The 23,147-nt window shown below is 41.8% G+C and carries 17 protein-coding genes; 8 read left to right on the top strand and 9 right to left on the bottom strand.

What is annotated here, in order from left to right; genetic code table 11:
• Positions 1-22 precede the first annotated feature (22 nt).
• The 4 genes from OO016_RS09005 to OO016_RS08990 form a co-directional block, all read right to left on the bottom strand.
• Complete coding sequence (locus OO016_RS09005; protein ID WP_266012685.1) at positions 23-388, bottom strand: diacylglycerol kinase family protein; 366 nt, start codon at positions 386-388, stop codon at positions 23-25.
• Positions 381-887, bottom strand: coding sequence for a thiol peroxidase (gene tpx / locus OO016_RS09000; protein ID WP_266012682.1), 507 nt, complete (start codon positions 885-887; stop codon positions 381-383). The genes OO016_RS09005 and tpx overlap by 8 nt, the downstream gene beginning before the upstream one ends.
• An 88-nt stretch (positions 888-975) precedes the next feature.
• Positions 976-2,460: a Na+/H+ antiporter NhaC gene (gene nhaC, locus OO016_RS08995; protein ID WP_266012679.1), complete on the bottom strand. Its 1,485-nt coding sequence runs from the start codon at positions 2,458-2,460 to the stop codon at positions 976-978.
• Positions 2,461-2,536: 76 nt separating this feature from the next.
• The gene (locus OO016_RS08990; RefSeq protein WP_266012677.1) at positions 2,537-3,757 is read right to left on the bottom strand and encodes an aminotransferase class I/II-fold pyridoxal phosphate-dependent enzyme; all 1,221 of its coding nucleotides are present in this window, start codon (positions 3,755-3,757) and stop codon (positions 2,537-2,539) included.
• Positions 3,758-3,907: 150 nt separating this feature from the next.
• Here OO016_RS08990 and OO016_RS08985 point away from each other — a divergent pair, with 150 nt between their 5' ends.
• Complete coding sequence (locus OO016_RS08985; RefSeq protein ID WP_266012674.1) at positions 3,908-4,366, top strand: Lrp/AsnC family transcriptional regulator; 459 nt, start codon at positions 3,908-3,910, stop codon at positions 4,364-4,366.
• A 133-nt stretch (positions 4,367-4,499) separates the two neighbouring features.
• The gene (gene lpdA, locus OO016_RS08980) at positions 4,500-5,903 is read left to right on the top strand and encodes a dihydrolipoyl dehydrogenase (RefSeq protein WP_266012671.1); all 1,404 of its coding nucleotides are present in this window, start codon (positions 4,500-4,502) and stop codon (positions 5,901-5,903) included.
• 3 nt (positions 5,904-5,906) lie between these two features.
• Here lpdA and OO016_RS08975 read toward each other — a convergent pair whose 3' ends face one another.
• Positions 5,907-7,070 carry an acyltransferase family protein gene (locus OO016_RS08975; protein ID WP_266012668.1) on the bottom strand — a complete coding sequence of 388 codons (1,164 nt, stop codon included), beginning with the start codon at positions 7,068-7,070 and terminating at the stop codon, positions 5,907-5,909.
• 114 nt (positions 7,071-7,184) lie between these two features.
• Here OO016_RS08975 and OO016_RS08970 point away from each other — a divergent pair, with 114 nt between their 5' ends.
• The 5 genes from OO016_RS08970 to OO016_RS08950 all read left to right on the top strand — a co-directional run bounded on the left by OO016_RS08970 (position 7,185) and on the right by OO016_RS08950 (position 15,132).
• Positions 7,185-7,721, top strand: coding sequence for an NADPH-dependent FMN reductase (locus OO016_RS08970; RefSeq protein ID WP_266012665.1), 537 nt, complete (start codon positions 7,185-7,187; stop codon positions 7,719-7,721).
• Positions 7,722-7,771: 50 nt separating this feature from the next.
• The gene (gene tilS, locus OO016_RS08965; RefSeq protein WP_266012655.1) at positions 7,772-9,082 is read left to right on the top strand and encodes a tRNA lysidine(34) synthetase TilS; all 1,311 of its coding nucleotides are present in this window, start codon (positions 7,772-7,774) and stop codon (positions 9,080-9,082) included.
• Positions 9,079-11,085 (top strand): protein-disulfide reductase DsbD family protein, encoded by a 2,007-nt coding sequence (locus OO016_RS08960; RefSeq protein WP_266012652.1) that lies wholly within the window; start codon positions 9,079-9,081, stop codon positions 11,083-11,085. Before tilS ends, OO016_RS08960 begins: the two co-directional genes overlap by 4 nt.
• A gap of 42 nt (positions 11,086-11,127) precedes the next feature.
• Positions 11,128-13,518, top strand: a complete 2,391-nt coding sequence (locus tag OO016_RS08955; protein WP_266012649.1) for a penicillin acylase family protein — start codon at positions 11,128-11,130, stop codon at positions 13,516-13,518.
• Positions 13,519-13,593: 75 nt separating this feature from the next.
• Positions 13,594-15,132: a YifB family Mg chelatase-like AAA ATPase gene (locus OO016_RS08950; RefSeq protein ID WP_266012647.1), complete on the top strand. Its 1,539-nt coding sequence runs from the start codon at positions 13,594-13,596 to the stop codon at positions 15,130-15,132.
• Positions 15,133-15,230: 98 nt separating this feature from the next.
• Here OO016_RS08950 and OO016_RS08945 read toward each other — a convergent pair whose 3' ends face one another.
• Both OO016_RS08945 and OO016_RS08940 read right to left on the bottom strand, forming a co-directional pair.
• Positions 15,231-17,912: an outer membrane beta-barrel protein gene (locus OO016_RS08945; protein WP_266012644.1), complete on the bottom strand. Its 2,682-nt coding sequence runs from the start codon at positions 17,910-17,912 to the stop codon at positions 15,231-15,233.
• Between the two features lie 156 nt (positions 17,913-18,068).
• Entirely contained in the window at positions 18,069-18,467 is a 399-nt protein-coding gene (locus OO016_RS08940) for a hypothetical protein (protein WP_266012640.1), read from the bottom strand.
• 324 nt (positions 18,468-18,791) lie between these two features.
• Between OO016_RS08940 and OO016_RS08935 the strand changes: the two genes are divergently transcribed.
• Positions 18,792-19,142, top strand: coding sequence for a hypothetical protein (locus tag OO016_RS08935; RefSeq protein WP_266012637.1), 351 nt, complete (start codon positions 18,792-18,794; stop codon positions 19,140-19,142).
• A 98-nt stretch (positions 19,143-19,240) separates the two neighbouring features.
• On the opposite strand, the gene OO016_RS08930 is transcribed toward OO016_RS08935, so the two are convergent.
• The gene (locus OO016_RS08930; RefSeq protein ID WP_266012634.1) at positions 19,241-22,282 is read right to left on the bottom strand and encodes an outer membrane beta-barrel protein; all 3,042 of its coding nucleotides are present in this window, start codon (positions 22,280-22,282) and stop codon (positions 19,241-19,243) included.
• Positions 22,236-23,039 carry a LuxR C-terminal-related transcriptional regulator gene (locus OO016_RS08925; protein ID WP_266012631.1) on the bottom strand — a complete coding sequence of 268 codons (804 nt, stop codon included), beginning with the start codon at positions 23,037-23,039 and terminating at the stop codon, positions 22,236-22,238. The genes OO016_RS08930 and OO016_RS08925 overlap by 47 nt, the downstream gene beginning before the upstream one ends.
• Positions 23,040-23,147 lie beyond the last annotated feature (108 nt).

The following is a 23,147-nucleotide window of genomic DNA, read 5'->3' as shown; positions in this document are numbered from 1 at the left end:
CTTCGGAGGGTTTGGTACAGCCTCAAAATACCCTGGGAACATAAATGATCAACCCAACGATCGCTGCCCCTAAAGCCACAAGCATTACGGCTCCTGCAGCCACATCCTTGATAAAACCTATCTTCCTGTCGTATCTGGGCTGGATGTAATCAGCTATTTTCTCTACTGCAGTATTCAATCCTTCAACTCCCAGGACAAGGGCGATGGCCAGGGTTTGAAGAATCCATTCCGTAGTGCTGATCTCGTAATAAAATCCAGCCGCGGTTACCAGCAGGGCAATGCAAACCTGGATCTTAATACTCCTTTCGGTCCTGATTAAAACCCAGGCTCCCCTGAGCGCAAATCCAACACTTTTAATACGGTTTTTGAGAAAACTTTCCCTAGGCATCCATTAAGGCTTCCAATGCAGCTTTGTAATTGGGTTCGTCAACGGTCTCCTGAACCTGTTCGGAATAAACTACTTTTCCTGCTTCATCAATAACCATAACAACCCTGGACAGTAATCCCTGAATAGGTCCATCCACATAAACCAGTTCGTAGGATTTTCCAAAATTACCGTCTTTAAAATCGGAAAGGGTTTCCACATTGCTAATTCCTTCTGTTGCGCAAAATCGATTCTGGGCAAACGGAAGGTCGTTGGAAATGCACAGAACAACTGTATTATCCAGTTCAGCTGCTTCCTCATTGAATTGCCGTACTGACTGTGCGCACGTGCTGGTGTCCAGGCTGTGAAAAACATTAAGGACTACCTTTTTCCCCCTGTAATCGGATAAACGGGCATCGGAAAGGTCTCCTTTGGTCAGTGTAAATTCAGGGGCCATGCTGCCTACTGCGGGCAGTGAACCCAGCGTGTTTATTGCGTTTCCTTTTAAAGTAACTGTTGCCATAGTATCATAGATTTTGTTGCCGTGAAATTATAAAATATCAAGGGAAAAAGGAATCACTTTTGCGTGAAAATTACTGCCCTGTTTTGGTTTAGTCTATAGCCGTTTTTAGTTGCTTGATTTTGATCCCCAAAGCAGCAAAGAAAAGGGTGGTGATCGGGCTCAGCCAGTTGAATATGGCGAAGAAGAAATATTCGGCTACACTAACGCCCAGTACACCGCTGTGATAGGCTCCACAGGTATTCCAGGGGATCAGCACGGAGGTGACCGTTCCGGAATCTTCCAGGGTACGGCTCAGGTTCTCCGGGGCCAGCCCGCGGTCTTCATAAGCCTGGGCAAACATCTTGCCGGGGACCACAATGGCCAGATACTGGTCTGATGCTGTAATATTAAGGGCCAGGCAACTCCCAACCGTACTGGCAAAAAGGCCCAGGGTGGTTTTAGCAAGGCCCAGGAGGCTTTTGGTTATTCGGGACAGGGCCCCGATCCCATCCATTATTCCTCCAAATACCATGGCACAAACAATTAACCATATGGTACCCAGCATGCCAGCCATGCCCTTGGCTGAAAACAGTTCATTCAGGGCTGGATTGTCTGTAGCTACCGATGTGTTAATGGTTATGGCATTTAAAATACCTTTGTATCCCGATTCAAAATCCAGTGAGCCTGCACCTGTAATACCGGCAACCACGGCGGGTTGAAAAATAAGGGCGAATACGCCTCCCAGCAGCGTTCCGATCAGCAAAGCCAGCAAAGGAGGGGCTTTGCGCACGATCATGAATATAACCACCAGAGGTACAATAAAAAGCCAGCCGTTTATGTTGAATGCCTTGTCTATGGAGACCAAAATGGATTCCGTATCAGCGATTCCAGTGGTATCCAGGTTGAAACCAATAATCAGGAAAACCAGGAGGGTAATGGTTATAGTAGGAATTGTAGTATAGGTCATATAACGGATATGCCCGAATAATTCCCCCCCTGCCATGGCCGGAGCCAGGTTTGTGGTATCGCTTAAGGGCGACATCTTGTCCCCGAAATAGGCACCGGATAACACCGCCCCGGCAGTCATCCCCAGCGAGATACCAAGCGCATCGCCAATCCCTATCAGGGCTATACCCACCGTTGCGGCAGTAGTCCAGCTACTGCCAGTAGCGACAGATATGATGGCGCTGATCACCACGCAGGCTGCCAGAAAAATAGTAGGGTTTAGAATTTGCAAACCGTAATAGATCATGGCCGGGATTATCCCACTAATCAGCCAGGTGCCGGCAAGGGCGCCAACCATGAGTAAAATTAGCAGGGCGCCGGTAGTCGATTTAACGTTCTCCGCTACTTCGGCCAGCATCTGCTTATAAGTTACCTTGTTCAAGAAGCCCACAATTGCCGCCACGGCTCCGCCCATCAGAAGTATAAACTGGTTAGACCCTCCTATGGCGTCATCACCAAAAACATATACGTTGTATGCGAGCATTACAATAAGGGCAAAAACGGGAATAAGGGCTTCCCAGATATTCAGCTCCCGGTTTTCTACAATATGCTCGTCTTCCCTGTTCTTTTTAGAGGCATCCTTGGCCATGTGGTTGGTTTTAGTTTGCAGGTAATATTACGACATTGAAGACGGTTCTGCAAACAGGCCCACAGTTCAGGGATGGTTAAAGTACTACCTTATCCCGTGCAAGAATATCCAGTTTAAGCATACAGTTTTTCATCATGTCATAGGTGCGCTGTATGTCGTCGTCCAGTCCAATGGAAAAACGAATCAATCCATCTGATAGCCCCATGGTTTCCTGTTCTTCCACAGGAATTTCTGATGATGTGGAAGTGCCCGGAGCACTGAAAAGGGTCTTGTAGAATCCAAGGCTAACAGCCAGGTACCCCAAGTTTTCCTTCTGCATGAGCTCCATAAGCGCGTTTGCCTTTTCCAGACTCCCCACATCAATGGTCATAATGCCACCAAAGCCGTATTCAGGCACCATCTGGGATTTCATCAATTCATGTCCGGAATGGGAGGGAAGTCCGGGGTATACCACCCTGAGGCCGTCTTCTTCAAATCGTTCGGAAAGGAATTGTGCATTAAAGCTGTGTTTTTGCATGCGAATGTGCAAAGTGCGCATGTTTTTAAGGATTGAAGCAGCCCGAAGGCTATCGAGCGTGCTCCCCAGCAACATTCCCGCACCACTGTTTACATCTTTCAGGGCCAGGCAGAATTCCTTGGTGCCGCAGACGGCTCCGGCAACGCAATCACTGGTCCCATTAATGAACTTGGTAAGGCTATGGACCACAATATGTGCCCCAAGTTTGGCAGGGGCAATAGAAAGGGGAGAGAAAGTATTGTCTACCACCAGGGGTATTCCGTGTTTGTCTGCGATACGAGAAAGCGCTTTGATATCGGCAACTTCCAAAAGGGGATTGCTTACAGATTCGCAATAGATCATTTTAGTGCCGCTTTTTATGGCGTTCTCAACAGACTCCAGGTCAGTTATATCTACAAAGCTAGTGCTGATGTTATACTTTTTGATGAAATTCTTCAGGAATGCATAAGTTCCGCCATATATGGTCCGGCTGCTCACAATATGGTCACCTGCATTACAGAGTTGCATGATCACTGCGGTAATAGCTCCCATACCACTGGCAGTCACGTTTGCCGTTTCCGTTCCTTCCAGAGCAGCCAGGGCCTCACCGAGGTATAGGTTGGAAGGAGAGGAATGCCTGCTGTACAGGTAACACCCTTCCGTGTTCCCTTCAAATGTGTCGAACATGGTTTTGGCCGACAGGAAGGTATAGGTAGACGAATCGGATATGGATGGGTTTACGCCTCCAAATTCCCCAAAGTTGTGCAGGTCGAGGATGCGGTCTGATGCTTTGTGTGCCATTTCTTTATTTTTAATCTAAATTACGGATATGGTGATTAAATATCAATGATAATTTTATAATCGCGTAAAATATTCTGTAATAATTAAATATTTATGATAAAAAAACTGAACTTATTTGTAAATTAGGAGTTCTAATGAAAACTATTCTATATGAAACTTGACCAGGTAGATGTTAACTTGTTGAATTTGTTGCAGGCAGATAGTAAGCAGACCACCAAGGCTTTCGCCAGCACCCTGGGGCTTTCTTCTACTGCGGTTTATGAACGGATTAAAAGACTGGAGCGCAACGGGGTTATTCGCAAATACGTAGCCCTGATCGATAAAAGCAAGGTGGATCGTGATTTTACGGTGCTGTGCCATGTGAAATTGATTCAGCATATTAAGGAAAACGTGGAGCAATTCGAAAGGGAAGTACTCAAACTGGAAGAGGTTTCAGAATGCTTCCATGTGAGTGGAGATTATGACTATATCCTTAAAATTCATGTACGGGATATGCAGGCCTACAGGGAATTTATGGTCACTAAGTTAACTGCCATACAGAATATTGGCAGCACACAGAGTTCATTCGTGATTAGTGAAGTTAAACAAACCACGGCAATCTCCCTGTAATTCAATAAAAGGTCCAAATTTGCATAAACTTTTCTTTTTAACATATGCTCATTCCGATGAGCAAAAACATTCGTATTTTTGCTTTCCGAAAGTAAAAATAAGCTTGTAAATCAAGATAGAAAGCCAAGATTTTATGAATCAATATGATGTTGCCGTTATAGGCTCAGGCCCTGGAGGATATGTTGCAGCCATCCGATGTGCCCAATTGGGGATGAAGACAGCAATCGTTGAAAAATACAGCACGCTGGGGGGAACTTGTCTCAATGTAGGGTGTATCCCTTCAAAAGCCTTGCTGGACTCCAGCCACCACTACGAGGATGCGGTAAAACATTTTGAAGAGCACGGGATCGAAATTCCAGGGGAAATAAGGGTTAATCTGGAGAAAATGATTGGCCGTAAACAGGCTGTTGTAGATCAGACTACCAAAGGCATACAATTTCTCATGGATAAGAACAAGATCGATGTCTACCAGGGAATGGGCAGCTTTCAGGATGCAACCCATATTGCAATAGCCGGGGAAAAGGAGGAAGTGGTAATTGAAGCCAAAAACACCATTATCGCTACCGGTTCCAAGCCTGCTACCCTTCCATTTATTACTATAGACAAGGAGCGGATTATCACTTCAACCGAAGCGCTTAAACTAAAGGAAATCCCCAAACACATGGTCATTATTGGTGGAGGGGTTATTGGGCTGGAACTAGGCCAGGTATACCGTCGTCTTGGCGCAGAAGTGTCCGTGATAGAATATATGGATCGTATTATTCCCGGCATGGACGCGGCTTTGTCCAAGGAGTTGATGAAAGTGTTGAAAAAACAGAAAGTCAAGTTTTACCTGTCACATAAGGTTAAATCGGTGGAGCGAAAAGGAGATGAGGTGGTGATAAAAGCCGATGACAAAAAAGGAAAGGAAATAAGTTTTTCTGGCGATTACTGCCTGGTTTCCGTAGGAAGAAGGCCTTACACGGATGGCCTTAATGCTGAAGCAGCAGGTGTTAAGATGGATGAACGCGGTCGTGTGGAGGTAAACGATCATCTGCAGACCTCTGCGGCCAATATCTACGCCATAGGCGATGTGGTTCGTGGGGCTATGCTGGCACACAAGGCAGAAGAAGAAGGTACCATGGTTGCTGAAATACTGGCAGGTCAAAAACCCCATATCGATTACAACCTGATCCCCGGTGTGGTCTACACCTGGCCGGAAGTGGCTGCTGTAGGAAAAACGGAAGAAGAACTAAAAGAAGCGGGTGTTGCTTATAAATCGGGTCAGTTCCCCATGCGTGCACTTGGGCGCTCCAGGGCCAGTATGGATGTTGATGGCTTTATCAAGATCCTGGCCGATAAGGAGACGGATGAGGTGCTGGGGGTTCATATGATAGGCGCGCGTTGTGCCGACCTTATTGCCGAGGCCGTAACTGCTATGGAATTCAGGGCTTCTGCAGAGGACATTGCCCGCATGAGCCATGCGCATCCCACCTACGCAGAAGCGGTCAAGGAAGCTGCCCTTGCAGCAACCGAAGATAGGGCATTGCATGTATAGGTTTTAAGCGCGCTTAGCCTTAATTACCCGCAGGATATAAGCTTTTAAAAAGAAATAAGAAGCTTCCACTGCTGTCCAGGCCAGGAAGCCCAGCTGGTTTATCTTTCGTTTTATTACCGCCTCGTGTTTCTCATATAGCAATGCACTGTATGAGCATGCCACCATGAATACCAGCGCCCCGGTGATTGTCATTGTCGGGTTCAGGCTATGGTGGAAGAACCGGTATAACCCCATTCCTGTGAAGCTTCCATATAAAATCACAAAGTGGATCACGTAAATGGAAAGGGTATTTTGGCCTATCCTGAGTACGGTTCTGCTCCTTACCCAGTTGCGTATAAGCATAAATGCAGCAAAAACAACCAGGACATCGCCCATCCGTATAAACAGGTAGTTGTTTGAGTAGATCTGATTGAAAAGGGCCAGCCCGGTATGTTTATACAGAAACACAAATAGAGGTGATGAATAAAAAATCAGGGTAAATCCCGCTAGGGCAGACAAGGGAATTGCCCATGTATAAACGTACTTATGGTCCTTAAACCTCGTAAATACAATGGATAGCACTGAACCCAGAGCAGTATACCCAAACCATGGGATAATGGTAAATACAGATCCGTTGGCCCTGGTAAAATAATTGGCTACCATATCCGGGATTAATGAATATTCCCAGGTTTTATAGACGGGTTCAAAGGCAAAAAGAAGGCAGGCTGTGGTAATCAGTATGCCAGGAAAGAGGTACTTGGGATTTTTATACGTAATCAGATAAATAGTAATAATTCCAATCAGGGACAGGCCAATGATGTGCAGCACATCAACCAGGAAGAAAGAGCCGTAGAGTTGTCCTTTGAAAAGGCCAAAAATATTAAGGCGCAGCAAATATCCTATCAATATAAGCTGCAAGCCTCTCCTGAGGCCTTTTTTAACACGAGGATTGTGAAATCCCTTCTGGGGTACCCGGATGAGCAGATAGGTAAAAATAAAGCCGGAAACCGTAAAAAACACAGGAGCCGTAATGCCTCTGAAGTATTTCCAGACCTGGTATGGGGTGCTGCTGGCATCCCGGAAGACATTGTCCAGCAGTCCATCCACAAAGTGTCCCTGCAACATCATCAGGATCGCCCAGGCACGCATAGCATCTATAAAAAACAAACGGGTTGTTTTACTACTCATATGGGTATATACTCTTTACAGCGTCCTTTTGGATGTTAATGCCCGCAAAATTAGGTAAATAACTCCCAAAACCGCTTCTTTTGTAATATTTTCGCAATCTAAATCCCGTTACTTATGGCAAAAATCATCGCCTTTGCAGGCAGCAATTCTTCCCGGTCTATAAATTTCAAACTGGTAAAACACACCGTGGGATCCCTCGAAGGTCACGATGTTGAGTTGCTCAACCTGGCTGAACACCCATTCCCTATGTATAGCGAGGACCTTGAGCGTGATCAGGGTTTTCCTGAAGAATTGCTGAACTTTTGCAAAGCCCTACAGGAGTCGGATGCTTTGGTTTTATCCGTAAACGAGCACAATGGGAATCCCTCTGCTTATTTCAAGAACCTGCTGGACTGGTGCTCTCGTATTAACCGGAATTTCCTGGAGGGAACTTCCGTTTTCCTTATGTCTGCATCTCCAGGCAAGCGCGGCGGAATAGGATCGCATGGTGTGATCGAGAAAATGCTGCCACGGTTTGGAGCGGAGATTACAGCTACTTTTTCTTTACCCTCTTTTCACAGTAACTTTACGGCAAATGAGGGAATTACGGATGCTGACTTATCGGAAGAGCACAAAAAGGCCTTGTCTGCCTTTAAAGAATCGATTGGCTAGTCCTGCCCCTGCCTCACAACTTTGCTGCTTGCTATCAAACCGTTAATTATATGCTATCCAGGTTCCGTGAACATATTCAGGTAAATTTTCCAGAGCTACTGGATCAAAAATTCCTGCTTGCCTGCAGTGGCGGAATGGACAGCACGGTATTGTTATGGCTGTGCCACAGCCTGAATATGGATTTTGCAATAGCGCATTGCAACTTCGGTTTACGCGGAGCCGAAAGTGATGAGGACGCTGTCTGGGTAAAAGAATTAGCCAAAAAAATTAACAGAGAAGTATTTGTAAAAAACTTTGATACAGATAGTTATATTAAAATAAATAAAGTATCAGTTCAGATAGCTGCGCGTGAATTGCGCTATACCTGGTTTGCAGAAATTCAAAAGGAAAATGACCTGCCTTTTTGCATTACAGCACATCATGCGGATGACAATCTGGAAACGTTTCTGATCAACCTTTCCAGGGGGACAGGTATTAAAGGCTTGATGGGTATTCCGGAAAAAACTGCCAACGTGGCAAGGCCCTTGCTGGTTTTTAGTCAGGATGAGATTGCAGATTATGCCCTCGAGCAGCGTTTGCAATGGCGTGAAGACTCTTCAAACAGGGAGTTTAAATACCTGCGCAATCAAATACGCCACAGGGTGCTTCCGCGAATTAAGGAGACGCACCCTTCTTTCATGCAGAATTTTGCCAGAACCCAAAGTCATTTGCGCGAAAGTCAGGCAATGCTGCAAAACCATTTACAGGAAATAAGAAAGGAGGCATTTACTGAAGAAGAAGGGGTTATCAGAATCAGCCTTGAAGCACTTGAAGGGCTTAATCCTTTGCGCGCATACCTTCATGGCTTGCTGTCCGACTACGGTTTCAGGGAGTGGGATGATATTGAATTATTACTCCAATCAAATTCAGGTAAAGTGCTATATTCCAATAACTATAGAATAGTTAAAGACAGAAATGACCTCTTGTTGCAGGAGCTTGAACCAACCGATAGCAAAGTGTATCAATATCCCTTTACTACAGGGGATATTGAGGATCCTGTTGCCCTGAAAATTGAAGAGGTGGATAATCTTGGGGAGCTTTCGGAAAGCATACTATACCTGGATAAAGAAACGTTAAAGCATAGCCTTACACTTAGAAAATGGAAAAAAGGGGACTATTTTTACCCTTTCGGAATGGCGGGAAAAAGGAAATTGCTGTCCAAGTATTTCAAGGATGAAAAGATGGATTTGATTGCCAAAGAGAATCAATGGCTTCTTTGCATAGACAATGAAATCGCATGGGTTGTCGGGCGCAGGTCCGATGAGCGTTTCAGGGTAACTGAAAAGACTAAAAAAATAATCAAGATCACCTATCTGGGATGAAATCAAAACTTATAATCTTACTCTTAGTTCTTTTTTCAGGAGTTACAATGGCCCAGACCGATGAAGAACCAGCCTTATGGTCGCACGAGGTTGAGAGTCTTGGCAATGGAGAGTACCAATTGGTATTCTCCGCAGATATAGCTCCCGGATGGCATATTTACTCCCAATTTACGGCAGAAGGGGGAAGTTTGCCCAGCGAATTTACTTACACCAAAGCAGGGACAGACTATGAGTTGCTTGGTACTACCGGGGAAAGCAAAACGATAAAGGAATTCAGCGAGATCTTTGAAGTTGAGGAAACATTTTTCAAAGAAAAGGCCGTATTTACCCAGAAGATTCGTTTACTGGACCCTCAGGTGCGCCAGTTGGAAGTAGAACTTTTTTATCAAATATGTAAGGAGGTTTGTATCCCGAAGGAAGTCGTTTTCCAGATAGCGCTGGACGGGGGGGCAGTTGTCACTGAAACCGTAACAATTGACCAGAGGAGTGCCGAGCTCTCAAAAGGCCTCAGGCTCAACCTTAAAAACAAAGAACGCCTGCAAGCCGGCGCACAGATTTCCGGCAATGCCAATCCTAGTCTCTGGGGAATTTTTGTGCTTGGATTCCTCGGTGGACTTATAGCGTTATTGACCCCTTGCGTGTTCCCCATGATCCCTCTGACAGTGTCTTTTTTCACAAAGCAATCCGGAAACAGGACCAAAGGGGTATGGAATGGGATACTTTACGGGTTTTTCATTGTTTTGATTTATTTCCTGCTCAGCATTCCTTTCCACCTGTTTGATTCGGTTGATTCACAGATATTAAATACCATAGCCACCAACATCTGGCTCAATGTATTCTTCTTCCTCATTTTTGTGTTTTTTGCCTTTTCGTTTTTCGGGTATTACGAATTAACCCTTCCCAGTTCATGGGGGAACAAGATGGATGCCATTTCAACCAGGGCAGGAGGGGGGCTCGGGATATTCTTTATGGCGGTAACCCTGGCTATCGTATCTTTTTCCTGTACCGGACCTATTCTTGGAGGTCTGTTGGGTGGAACGGCCTTGGCAGAAGGAAATGTAGCTACCAACCTCTCCGCTGGAATGACGGGTTTTGGTGTGGCCCTGGCTTTGCCATTTGCACTTTTTGCTGTTTTTCCAAGCCTGCTATCCAGTTTGCCCAAATCTGGAAGCTGGATGAATACGGTAAAGGTGGTACTGGGTTTTCTCGAATTGGCACTGGCCTTTAAGTTCCTCTCTAATGCGGATTTAGTGGGTAATTGGGGCATCTTCAAGCGTGAAATATTTCTGGGTATCTGGATCCTTTTGTTTTTGCTGATGAGCCTGTACCTGTTTGGCCTCTTCCGGTTTAAGGATGAAGGACCAAAGAGGAAGCTCACGGCTACCCGGCTTGGTTTTGCAATGATCAGCCTTGGTTTTACGGTTTATCTGATCCTTGGCCTGAGTAATTACGGAAACCTCAAGCTTTTAAGCGGTTTCCCTCCGCCGGATTTCTATTCCCTTACAGATAAGGAGTCCGATTGTCCACTCGGAATCAACTGTTTTAAGGATTTTGAGGAAGGCCTGGAATACGCCCGTGCGGTTAATAAACCCATACTGCTCGATTTTACGGGATGGGCATGCGTCAATTGTCGAAAAATGGAGGAAAACGTCTGGAGCGTACCCGAGGTATTTTCGATTTTGAACGAAGACTACGTGCTGATATCGCTGTATATAGATGATCGTAAGCCGCTGCCGGAAGATCAGCAGTTTCTTTTCCAGTTCGATTCAGGTAGGGTAAAGACCATAGAAACAGTGGGAGAAAAATGGGGTACCTTCCAAACCCTTAATTTCAGCACGGCATCCCAGCCTTATTATGTACAATTATCCCCTGATCTCGAAGTGCTGAATGCTTCCATTCAGAATACAGACAGCAACAGTTACAGGGAATGGCTGGAATCTGGCCTTGCTCAATTCAGAAAAGGATCAACAGAAGAGTCCCTTAGCATTGCCAATCCTTTTTAATTGTCTTTTTAACCGCTATCTTTATTTCCAAAGAAAGCTGAAATGAAGAAACTTAAAATTGCGGGATGGGCATTACTGGCCCTGATTGCCATTGCACTAGTTGCGGTTTTTAGCCTGGCGCAGATCCTGAAACCCAGTTATGACGGAGTTGTTGATACCCCTGAATTGAAGACAGAGGTTACTGTTTACTACGATACCTACGGAATCCCCCATATCTATGCCAAAAATGAACTGGATGCCTTCAGGACACTGGGTTATGTACATGCACAGGATCGCCTTTGGCAAATGGAACTGCTCAGGAGGATAGCCCGTGGAGGCCTTTCTGAGGTCTTTGGAAGGGATTTGGTGGATACTGATAAGTTTATGCTCTCCCTTGGCATTGATGAGGCCACCAAAAGAACGTTGACGACGCTGGATTACGATTCCAAAATGGTCCGGGAAGCACAGGCCTATCTGGATGGTGTAAACCTCTTTGTGGAAGAGGGCCCCACCCCCATAGAATTCCACCTGACAAGCCTGGAAAAGCAGCCGTTTACCCTCGAAGATGTGCTCAATACCATTGGATACATGAGTTTCAGCTTTGCCATGGCCCATAAGACGGATCCGCTACTATCCAATATCCAGAATAAACTGGGCCCGGAATACGTAAAGGATTTATCCATTGATGTGGATTCAAATACGGTGTGGATCAAGAATTATAAGGCCCATTCCGATGTCATTCCCGTAGTTGCGGTTACGGCTGTTCACAATGCACTGGATAAACTGCCAGTGCCGCAGTTTATTGGGAGCAATAGCTGGGTGCTGGGTCCTGGCAAAACAAAAAGCGGCAAAGTGATTCTTGCCAATGACCCGCATATCGGGTTTGCACAACCGTCGGTCTGGTATGAAGCTCATGTAGTTACTCCAGAATACGAAAAATACGGTTATCACCTGGCTGGTGTCCCTTTTCCCCTGCTGGCACATGACCGCAATTTGGCCTATGGGCTAACCATGTTCGAAAATGACGATATTGATTTTTATGAGGAAGAGATCCATCCGGACAATCCTTTGCAATACAGGGATGCAGAAGAATGGAAAGCGTTAATACAGCTAAACAAGACTATTAAGGTCAAGGATAGCTCATCGGTAAACTATACTTATGCACAAACCAGTCGTGGCCCCCTGCTAAACGGGGTTTTTGAACCTTTAGACAGCTTACCGCCGGTGAGTATGTCCTGGAGCTATACCCGGCTGGATAACCGGGTTTTAAACGCCTTGTATGGGATAAGTCATGCCACAAATATTTCTGAATTCGAGTCGCACTTGCCAGACATTCATGCTCCCGGGCTTAATGTTATGTATGGCGATGCCGAGGGCAATGTTGCCTGGTGGGCAACAGCCAGGCTTTATGAAATGCCGGAAGAGGCCAATACCAAGATGGTCTTAAAAGCGAATGCCGGGCAGGATCCTATCCGGTACCTGGATTTCAGGGAAAACCCAAGTGCAGTAAACCCACCCTGGGGCTATGTATATTCTGCCAATAACCAGCCAGATTCCGTTTCTGGTCTGAAAATCCCGGGCTATTACCTGCCTGAGAACAGGGCCAGGCGCATCGTTGAATTGCTGGAGCCTAAAAACGACTGGGACAGGGAAAGTGTGAGTGAGATGATCCTGGATGTTACCTCCCCTGTAAATCCTACAATTGCTCAGGACTTGGTGGGGCTTGTGGCCGACAAGGAGATGGACGAAGCTCAATCCGGAATGCTGGAAAAATTATTGAAATGGGATGGAAACAGTGAACTAAAGAGTGTAGAGCCTGCGTTATACCATCGATGGATGTATTATATATTGAAGAACACACTCGCAGATGAACTGGGGGAGGAGCTTTTTAAGCAGGTAATGTCCACACATTTCCTGAAGCGCGCCATTGCACCGCTAACCAAGAATAATAGCTCCATTTGGTGGGATAACGTAGGGACTGATGAAACTAAAGAAACACGGTCCGATATTGTCCTGAAGTCCTTTGAGGATGCCTGGAGCTCACTGGAAGCTGATCTGGGCATTGATGTAGCCTCATGGACATGGGACAGGCTGCACGTTCTGGAGCATGAGCATCCGATAGGGCAGGTTCCTTCGCTGAGGGACTTTTTCAATGTTGGACCTTTCCCTATACACGGTACCCGAGAGGTGATCAACAACCTGGCTTTTCCCTATACTGATGATTTTTTGTACAGGGTTAACGCAGGACCTTCTACCCGAAGGATTATCGACTTTTCAGATATTGAAAATAGCATGAGTATCCTTCCAACCGGACAATCGGGCAACCCACTTAGTGATCATTATGAAGATCAGGCCGAAATGTATGTGAATGGGCAGTTCAGGAAAATGATGATGAATAAGAAGGAGATTCAGGACCAGGCTGGATCAGTGCTTAAGTTCCGGCCACAAAAATAGATTATTATCTATATATAGAGAATATATTCTATATTAATAAAATTATTCTTATCTTCCCGGTTAAATCATTCTATTATGCTAAGCCGGGTATTTGCCAGTGCGGTCCTGGGGGTGGAAGCCAGAACTATAGGGATAGAGGTAAATGTAGACATTGGCATAGGCTATCACCTTGTTGGTTTGCCGGATAACGCCATAAAGGAGAGCAATTACCGCATTGCCGCCGCTTTACAGAATAATGGTTATAAAATACCAGGAAAAAAGATCACCATAAATCTTTTCCCGGCAGATCTAAGAAAAGAAGGTTCTGCTTACGATCTTACCCTGGCTACAGGTATTCTGGTCGCTTCAGGACAAATACAACCTGTTTTATCCCTGGATTCTTATATGATTATGGGAGAATTATCCCTGGATGGAAGCGTACAACCCATCAAAGGCGCCTTGCCCATTGCGTTAAATGCCAGGAAAATGGGGTTTACTGGTTTCATCCTGCCCAGGGCCAATGCTCAGGAAGCGGCAATTGTAGAAGGACTGCATGTTTACGGTGTTAATAACCTGGAGGAAGTGGTAGGGCTAATGCAGGGAAAAGGCAGTGTTCAAAGAGAGGTGGTAGATTTGGAAAAGACCTTTTACGAGGAACAAAAGGAGCACGATTTTGATTTCTCAGAAGTGCGGGGACAGGAAACTATCAAGCGATGCATGGAAGTGGCTGCCGCAGGGGGACATAATATCATTCTGATTGGTCCGCCGGGATCCGGAAAGACCATGCTGGCGAGGCGGTTGCCTTCTATTTTGCCACCCATGACCCTGTCCGAAGCACTGGAAACCACCAAGATCCACAGCGTGGTTGGTAAAATAAGCAGTTCCGGGGTGATTACACAGCGCCCATTCCGGAGTCCCCACCATACCATTTCTGATGTCGCCCTGGTGGGAGGGGGTTCCTATCCCCAGCCAGGCGAGATTTCCCTGTCCCACAACGGGGTTTTGTTTTTAGATGAATTGCCCGAGTTTAAGCGGGGCGTACTAGAGGTGATGAGACAGCCCCTGGAAGACCGGGAAGTGACCATTTCCCGGGCCCGCTTTACCGTTAGTTATCCCTGCAGCTTTATGCTTGTAGCCAGCATGAACCCGAGTCCAGCCGGCTATTTTATAGACGGGGATTCCAAAGGGATGAATTCCCCGAACGAAGTAAGGCGTTATCTGGGTAAGATTTCAGGTCCCTTGCTGGACAGGATCGACCTGCACGTTGAAGTTACCCCTGTGCCCTTTGAAAAACTCGCAGAAACCCGAAAAGGGGAGGAGAGCGCGGTTATTCGCAAGCGGGTAGTGGCCGCCCGGGCATTGCAAACCCAACGATTAAAAAAGGAGCAGGGCGTACATTACAATGCGCAGATGAACACGCGACATATCCGGAAATACTGCAGCTTGAGTCCGGAATCACAGAGGCTTTTGAAAAGCGCCATGGACCGCCTTAACCTTTCTGCCAGGGCATATGACCGGATACTTAAGGTTTCCCGGACCATTGCCGACCTCGCTCATTCCGACACCATTCAGGGAGATCATATTGCAGAAGCCATACAGTACAGGAGCCTGGACCGGGAAGGCTGGTTGGCATAAACTGAAGTTTCAATAAAACCTTTTTAGGAGCGCACCTGTCTGTTATGAGAGTCATTAAGACTTTCAAACATATAAGAAAACACTTCCGAATTATATTCCTAAAATTGATTATACACTAAACTAAACATGTAATAATTGCTCAGCACCTCTTGTTGCACTTCTTCAAAATAATTATCAGAACTAGTTCTGATTAGACCAATATTTTTGTTTAAGAGATCCAGACCGGTAATCATAAAGATCAATTTTTTGGACTTTAATATGGAATAAGAAATTGAGGTATTCCAAATTGGTACTGATTGGTTGGTTCCAAAGTTACTATCTGTGTAAATATCGTATTTAAATTGTGAATTTAAATTTAGCCTATCTGCAATGTTCCAGTCTATTTTCGTATAATAGGATTGTTGCAAGTATTCCCTATCGGCATTATTTCCAGAAGAAAAAGTTGTATAATTTTTATTCAAAGTTGCCCCTATTAGAGCATCTATTTTTTCCTTTTTATCGTTCTCTAATAAAATATTAAACCTTCCATTTTTAGATTGGGTTTCATTGATTTCTGTATTAATCATCGATAAATATTCATGATAACCTCCATGAAGAGATACGTTATATCTAAGCCCCAATGATGCTAATCTTTTACCTAGTTTAACACTACAATTTATGTTGTTTCTGTTTCCCAGGTTCATAAAAGTCGATGTTTGTATACCTAATGGATCTGTGAACTCTGAATTCACAATACTATTGGTTATGTAGGTATATCTTAATCTTGAGGAAAAGTTATATGATTTTGCAATATTACCGTTATCAACAAGCATGATAGTGGCTGAATAGTGCTTTTCAGGTGATAAGTTAGGATTTCCAATTTTAATGTATAATGAGTTGAAATCATTTACAACTGGAGTGAGCTGTGACAAACTCGCTAATCTTTGAGTTTTCCTTAAATTGAAACTCATGATATTCCCCCTTTTTGGTCTATATTGTAAACTTACTTCAGGATTAAAATTGTTATATCTGTTATTGTATTCATTCTCATTTTGTAACCCAAATACCTGTGTTTGACTAGCAAAATTACTGCCAATAGTAAAGGTGATTTTTTCCTTATCGTATTTGTAAAATACTCCTCCTATTAAATCTGTGTTTTTATAATATTGATTAAATATTAAAGGATTTTGAACGATATCATTTTCAAATTTTGATTGATTAACCCCATTTTCTGTAGAAACATATCCAATAGTACTTTTAACTTCAATGAAATGTGTTTTAGCTAAAGGCTCCGTATAGTACAAACTTATACCCATTATTGAGTTTTGAAGTTGCTGCTCTCTTGATATATCCTCTACAATTTCATAGGTGCTGTCAGGATCAGCTACGTTAAATCTGCTAATTTGATTGTTACTGCTGAAGTTCTCATTTTCAGAGCGATTAAAATTTGCAAAAACAGTAAAATTTCTTCTGCTTTTTTCATTTAATCGTTTCGTATACTCAATTGAGAAATTAGCGTAATTACTTTTGCTATTACTGCTTGTTTTTCCAATACTCTCCAGGGCTAATTCATCTTGCCCATTATACCGGGTTAATGTGTTTATGCCATTCCCATTATTATCATTGCGTGCTATACTACCGTTTACAAATAGCGAGCTGAATTTAGCAGATTGATCTCTATAACTAATATTTAAGCTGTGATTGTTTGAAATATTTTCATAGATGTTTTTACTTTCAGTATTTAGCTCAAGTGCTCCGATAAACTCCGTTTTTTTTATGTTTTCTTCTCCTGAAGAGGAATTGGTATAATTATAAAAATAATCGGTATTAAGATTTTGATTTTCATTTATTTCAACACCCAAATTTAAACCGGTAATAGCGGTTGTTAGAAAACCCGGAGCATCTCCGGAAATAGTTCTTCCTCCAATCTCAATTACCATAATATCCGAAATATCTGAACCAGCGCTATTCACATTGTTGTACTTCCCGATGACTGCTGTCTGTAACTTTGGCGTAAACCGATTGTAATTCAGACTGGTTAAAAACCGATCATCCGTTCCCCATCCCCCTTGGTACTTACCAAAATCATTTACTTTTTTATCTTCTTTTATTTTTAAATTAATCACCTTTTTACGCTCTGAATCATTTATTCCTGTAACTCTGAATCTTTCACTTTTTTCGTCAATAACTTCTATGCGTTTTACGAAATCAGCTGATAAATTCTTTGTAGCAATGGCAGGGTCTCTACTAAAAAACTCCTTACCATCAATATATATCTTAATAACTTCTTCTCCTTGAGCGGTAATCTTACCGGAAATATCAACATCTATTCCCGGTAATTTTTTTAATAGATCTTCAACGGTATCATCCGTATTAGTTTTAAATGCCTTCGCATTATAGATCACTGTGTCTTTTTTAATAGAAATTGGAGTTACCAAACTAAGTACTACTTCTTCCAAATCGGTGTCACTTTCAAGTATAATAACCCCCATATCAATAGACTCGCCGCTATAATCAATAGTATTCTGGTAAATTTTGAAACCTACTAAATGGATTAAAATTAGGTGCTTCCCAATGATAATGTCATCTAATATAAAAACGCCATTTTTATCAGTATTAGCGTAACTTATTAAAATTGAGTCTTTTGGATTTACAATAGAGACAGAAGCATATTCTAAAGGGTTATTTTCATTATCAGTCACTTTGCCTTTAATATTTTGTGACCAATGAATGGCTGGGAGCAGCACTAATAAAAAGAAGAATATCTTAGTTAGAAAACATTTGTTAATTAGTTTGATCAAAACACTGTTATTTCTATTGCTGATAGGACCACAATAAAACATTAAATCGCTTTTATTTTTTAACGTGATATTTGAAAAAATAAAAGCGATTTAAAATTCTAAACATTTCTAAAAAACAAATCGAAATGATCTGATTTGTTCATATCAATACTTTCTCTAGAAGCATCTAGACGAAACTTCTCCATCCTGGTAAAAGATCGTGAAATTTGTGACTAAGCCATCTTTCTTTCTAACAGTGCGAACTCTTATACTCTCCTGTGCTGTTTCAGCATTCCAATGATCAACTCTATTAAAAATATATCTGTCCCCAGAAGGGGTTCCGTACTCATCAACACCAATGAGATGGCCTTTTATCGTCACAAGCCCAACTTTCCCTTTGGCATTCATTTGAAAAACAAGAGTTCCTTCTAAATACTCACCAGAACAAGGACATATGAATCTATGAGTTTCTTCCCATTTCCCGGAATTTCCCCATTTTTCCTGGGAGTACACATTTGTTGTTAAACAGAAGCAGGAAACAACAAAACCTGCCAATAATATTTTTAATGTTTTCATAATAGATAATATTTAGTTAGAAATTTATGCGAAGGTGAAAATCCGATTTGTAAAGCGCAATGATTTTGATCAGGTAGATTAACTATGATCATCGAGGGGAGTTCACCGTATATTAAAGTTGTTCAGTAGAATTGCCAACGGGACAATTTCAATGCTATTAATGAGAGTGCATTGTGGAAGCCGGCCAATACCAAATCCTGGGCCGGGAAGGTTGGTTGGCCTGATATTTAAGCACTGATATTGAGAAAATTGCTCATTTTAAGTATTGTTTGAGCATTTTTCAATGGTTAAATTAACATACTGATAACAATAAAACCATTTATTATGAAAAGTTTCATTAAAATAATTAGTGGAATAGCCATGTTAGCTATTCTTTCCTGGACACTCAGTTCCTTTACTTCCACCCAGCCTTTAGATGACCCTGGTAATGGAACCATTGTCGAAGTAGTTAAAGGCCAAATCTGGGTTTTCACTGCTTGTGATGGTCTTGAAGTGTTTACTGATAAAACTACAATTCAATATAAGGATGGTGTACCTCATGTAGCAACTTTAGTTTTCTCCCTTCCCGAGGGGCATTGTAGTATCCCGGATACCGCATATAAAACTTTTCTTGGTCCATTTGAAGTTACTTTTACACCAGGTGGACAGTTGATTGCGAAATTTATCAACAACTAACAGTTTCCGTTGGCTAAAAATAAATAAAGGCCCACCTAATTAGGTGGGCCTTTATTTTTAATCAATTATGTTAATCAAAAGTTAGTAGATATAATCTATTAATTGAACTTATAGGTTAAACTTACCAAATAGTAATTCCCCAACACCTCCTGTTGTATTTCTTCAAAATAATTGACAGTACTAGACCTAACAATCCCAACATTTCTGTTCAATATATCAAGAGCGGTAAAGAGCAGGGTTAGTTTCTTGGATTTTAGGGGAGAACAGGAAGCAGTGGCATTCCAGATAGGAACGGATTGGTCCGTTCCGAAAAAGCTATCCGTAAAGATGTCATATTTGAATTGTGAACTTAAATTTAATCTGTCGGCAATAGCCCAATCGACTTTCGTGAAATAAGACTGTTGAAAAAAGTCACGATCCGTTGTGTTACTATCCTTGGAAAATGTGGTGTAATTTTTATTCCACTTAGCTCCTAATGATATATCAATTTTGTCTTTATCGTTGTTTTCAAGTGAAAACCCTAAAGAGCCAATTTTAGATTGGGTTTCATTGGGTTCAGTATTAATGATTGACAGGTAATCACTATACAGGCTATCTAAAGAAATACTATACCTCAAACCCAGTGATTCTATTCTTTTGCCTATTCTAACACCAATATTGAAGTTGTTTTTAGCACCAAAATTTTCATAGCTTGATGTAAGAATACCTAATTGGTCTAAAAACTCCGAATTGACAATGCTATTGGATATGCGGGTGTAATTTACGGTTGAAAAAAAATTGAACCCATTTTTGAAGTTATAACTATTGTGAATTCCGGATACGGATACAATTCTTTCCGGGGTTAACAGGGGATTTCCCGTCTGAATATAAATCGTATTGAAATTATTGATAACTGGGCTCAGTTGATCTATCCGGGGCAGCCTTACTGATTTTTTTAAATTTAAACTCCAGCTTTCCCCTGCTTTTGGCCTGTAAATAAAAGTGACTTGCGGGTTTAAATTGGTATACCGTTTACTATACTCCTCTTCTTTTAACAAACCAAATTTTAGATTTTGATTAAGGATTGAAACTCCATAAGAGAGCATTGTTCTGTCGTTGTCAAATTTATAGAGTAGCCCTCCCTCGGTACTGTTTACGGTATAATACTGTTCAAAAATCAGCGGTTCCAGCAGGTTGTCATTTTCATATTTCGTCTGATTGACATTTTCATCAATAGCAGCAAAGAGCATATTACTTTGAAAAACTAAATAATTATTTTTACCCAGGGGTTCCACGTAATCCAGGTTAACTCCAAAATTTAAATTAGTTCGTGACTCATCCCTGTCCGTGCTTTCCAAAGTTTTAAAAGCAACCTCCGGATTGGAAATATTAAAGCTGTTAACCTGATTAAGCAAACTGATATCAGTACTCCTATAAACATCTAGGTTACTTGAGACAGAAAAATTTCTTTTACTTCTTTCAGTAAGCCTTCTTGTATACTGAACCGATAAATTCATTGAATTATTTGTACGCTGGCTGCTGGTGTTGGTTTCACTTTGCAGATCAAGTTCATTTTGTCCGTTGTACCTCTCGAATGAGCTGTTACCGTCTCTTTGATTGTTGTCACTATAAAAACTGCCATTAAAGGATGTTGAACTCAAATCGTTAGTCCTATCAGTATAAATAAAATTCAGGTTGTGGTTCTGAGAAATATTTTCATTGCTACTTTTTCTTATCGAGTTTATTTCATCGTTACCAACAAGCTCCGTCTTGTTCGTAATTATGTCTCCGGATGTTGCCAGGGTATAGTTGTAAAAATAATCGGCATTCATATTCTGCCCTTCTTTTAATTCATAACCTAAGTTAAAGCCACCAATTCCGGTAGTTAAAAAACCAGGCCTGTTTACCGAACTCATATTTCCATTGGAATTAAAATTTATCAGATCTGAAATATCTGAACCAGAGCTGTTTACGTTATTGTATTTTCCTATTACAGAAGCTTGCATTTTTGATGAAAACCTGTTGTAATTTAAGCTAGTTAAATAACGATTGTCAGTACCATAACCGACATGAAGTTTACCAAAATCATTTACCTTATTCTCCTCTTTTAATTTCAGATTAACTACTTTTTTTCCCTTGGAATCGCTTATACCTGAAATTCTGGCTTTTTCACTTTTTTGGTCAATAACTTCAACCCGTTTAATACTGTAAGCAGGCAGGTTTTTGGTTATCAAGGCCGGATCTCCATGGAAAAATTCTTTACCATCGATGAAAATTTTGCTTACCACTTCTCCCTGGGCTCTGATCAATCCCGAAGCGTCTACTTCAATACCGGGTAATTTTTTTAGCAGATCTTCTACTGAATCTTCAATTTTAACATTGAAAGCTTCAGTGTTATAGGAGATGGTATCCTTTTTAATTGAAATTGGAACTACTATAGTTACAGTAACCTCATCTAAGGCATTCCAATTTTCAAGCGCTATACTGCCCATATTTATTGTTTTGCCTTTATAGTATATGAGCTTCTGATACTTTTTGTAACCCACTAAATGAACTTGAAAAATATACCCGGTTTCAGACAGATTCTGACCAGATTTTGATGGCTTTTCTTCGATTGACAGCCGGGCATCCGGAGCCACGGTTTTTATCCTTTCCAGATTATTATTTGCCTCCAGGCTGTTATTAATACTATCAATATAAACCCGTGTCAATCCGGATTGATTCATCCCTGCAACCTTCGCTGTAAAGCCTATTTTGCTGAGCTCATTTACCATTTTTCTGGCCTCTTCAGGATTGTCAAACGTTCCTGCAATAATTTTATATTCATGTGCTTCTTTATTGAGATTCTCCAATTCAAAACCCTGTGATTCATGTTCACTTGAAATTTTGTTTAGAAGGGTCAATTCAAATTCTCCTCGCTTATTGGTACTGGTTGCATCTATTAATACGGAATCCTCCGGAGTAACAATAGATACATAGGCAAACTCCAAAGGATAATCGTCGCTGTTGACTATTTTACCGCGAATATTTTGAGACCAATTAATTAATGGTGCCAGAAAGCAAATAATCAGCAAATACTTTAAAAAAGGATATTTTAAAACCATTAAGAGAAATTTAGTTACTCCAATACCCCTTATTTCTAAGTATGCCAATGAGCTCACCTGTGGAAGCTATATTGAGTTTTTTTATAATATTTCTCCTGTGTGTATTTACTGTATTGGTACTAATGCATAGTTTATCGCCTATTTCTTTACTTGAGAGGTGTAAGGCGAGTAAGTTAATGATATCCTTTTCTCTACGGCTGATCTTACTGGATATCTGATTATCTGGAGTATTGGAAAAACTTATTTTTTCATAGGTATTATTATTAATAATGTTGGCTGTAGCCGTCACCTTCATGTTTATTTCAGAATTTATTACAGTACAGTACGATAACATACAGACTGTTTCGTGAAGAGCATCGCATCTTACCGGGGTTACATTTTCAACAATATTGACATAAGTTTCATTCTTGTTTTTGAATCTGTAATTCCAGGTATATGTTATGTGTTCACCGTTTTCTGCCCCCTCCTGATTTAACAAATAATCTGTCAACTTTTTCCAGACAAGCAACAGATCATCCAAATCTTCCGGATGAATTCTTTTCCAAAAGAAATGCAATCCATTTTTCCTTATCACGTCGCTTTTGAGACCTATTCCATATTCTAAACTACTCCCGATATATTCAAAAGACAGTGTATTGGCATTAATAACATAAAAGAAGGTAGAATGATAAGGAGTGACTTGATCTGAATCAATTAAATTTTTAATCCGGATATACTTTAAATTATTGTTATGGCTTTTAATCAGGTCATTAAAAAAAGCCTTCGTTTTAATTAAAAAGGCTTCATAGTTTTTTGAAAACAAAGGCTGGTCCATGATTGAGAAGTGTAAATTTTCTTTACAGAATGCAGAACGAATATGGAAAATCTATTTGTAATTTAATATGATTTTTATCAGGCTGAAATTTTAGTCATCGGAGGTAGT

Source organism: Lentiprolixibacter aurantiacus (assembly GCF_026241225.1).
GTDB lineage: Bacteria > Bacteroidota > Bacteroidia > Flavobacteriales > Flavobacteriaceae > Lentiprolixibacter > Lentiprolixibacter aurantiacus.
The sequence above is the reverse complement of the archived record's forward strand: the minus strand, read 5'-3'. Positions and strand labels throughout refer to the sequence as shown.

Coding starts and splice junctions, on each gene's coding strand:
- OO016_RS08990 (WP_266012677.1), bottom strand. CDS start 3,757: ATGGCACACAAAGCATCAGACCGCATCCTCGACCTGCACAACTTTGGG.
- lpdA (WP_266012671.1), top strand. CDS start 4,500: ATGAATCAATATGATGTTGCCGTTATAGGCTCAGGCCCTGGAGGATAT.
- OO016_RS08925 (WP_266012631.1), bottom strand. CDS start 23,039: ATGGACCAGCCTTTGTTTTCAAAAAACTATGAAGCCTTTTTAATTAAA.
- OO016_RS08970 (WP_266012665.1), top strand. CDS start 7,185: ATGGCAAAAATCATCGCCTTTGCAGGCAGCAATTCTTCCCGGTCTATA.
- nhaC (WP_266012679.1), bottom strand. CDS start 2,460: ATGGCCAAGGATGCCTCTAAAAAGAACAGGGAAGACGAGCATATTGTA.
- OO016_RS08955 (WP_266012649.1), top strand. CDS start 11,128: ATGAAGAAACTTAAAATTGCGGGATGGGCATTACTGGCCCTGATTGCC.
- tpx (WP_266012682.1), bottom strand. CDS start 887: ATGGCAACAGTTACTTTAAAAGGAAACGCAATAAACACGCTGGGTTCA.
- OO016_RS08940 (WP_266012640.1), bottom strand. CDS start 18,467: ATGAAAACATTAAAAATATTATTGGCAGGTTTTGTTGTTTCCTGCTTC.
- tilS (WP_266012655.1), top strand. CDS start 7,772: ATGCTATCCAGGTTCCGTGAACATATTCAGGTAAATTTTCCAGAGCTA.
- OO016_RS08985 (WP_266012674.1), top strand. CDS start 3,908: ATGAAACTTGACCAGGTAGATGTTAACTTGTTGAATTTGTTGCAGGCA.
- OO016_RS08960 (WP_266012652.1), top strand. CDS start 9,079: ATGAAATCAAAACTTATAATCTTACTCTTAGTTCTTTTTTCAGGAGTT.
- OO016_RS08950 (WP_266012647.1), top strand. CDS start 13,594: ATGCTAAGCCGGGTATTTGCCAGTGCGGTCCTGGGGGTGGAAGCCAGA.
- OO016_RS09005 (WP_266012685.1), bottom strand. CDS start 388: ATGCCTAGGGAAAGTTTTCTCAAAAACCGTATTAAAAGTGTTGGATTT.
- OO016_RS08935 (WP_266012637.1), top strand. CDS start 18,792: ATGAAAAGTTTCATTAAAATAATTAGTGGAATAGCCATGTTAGCTATT.
- OO016_RS08975 (WP_266012668.1), bottom strand. CDS start 7,070: ATGAGTAGTAAAACAACCCGTTTGTTTTTTATAGATGCTATGCGTGCC.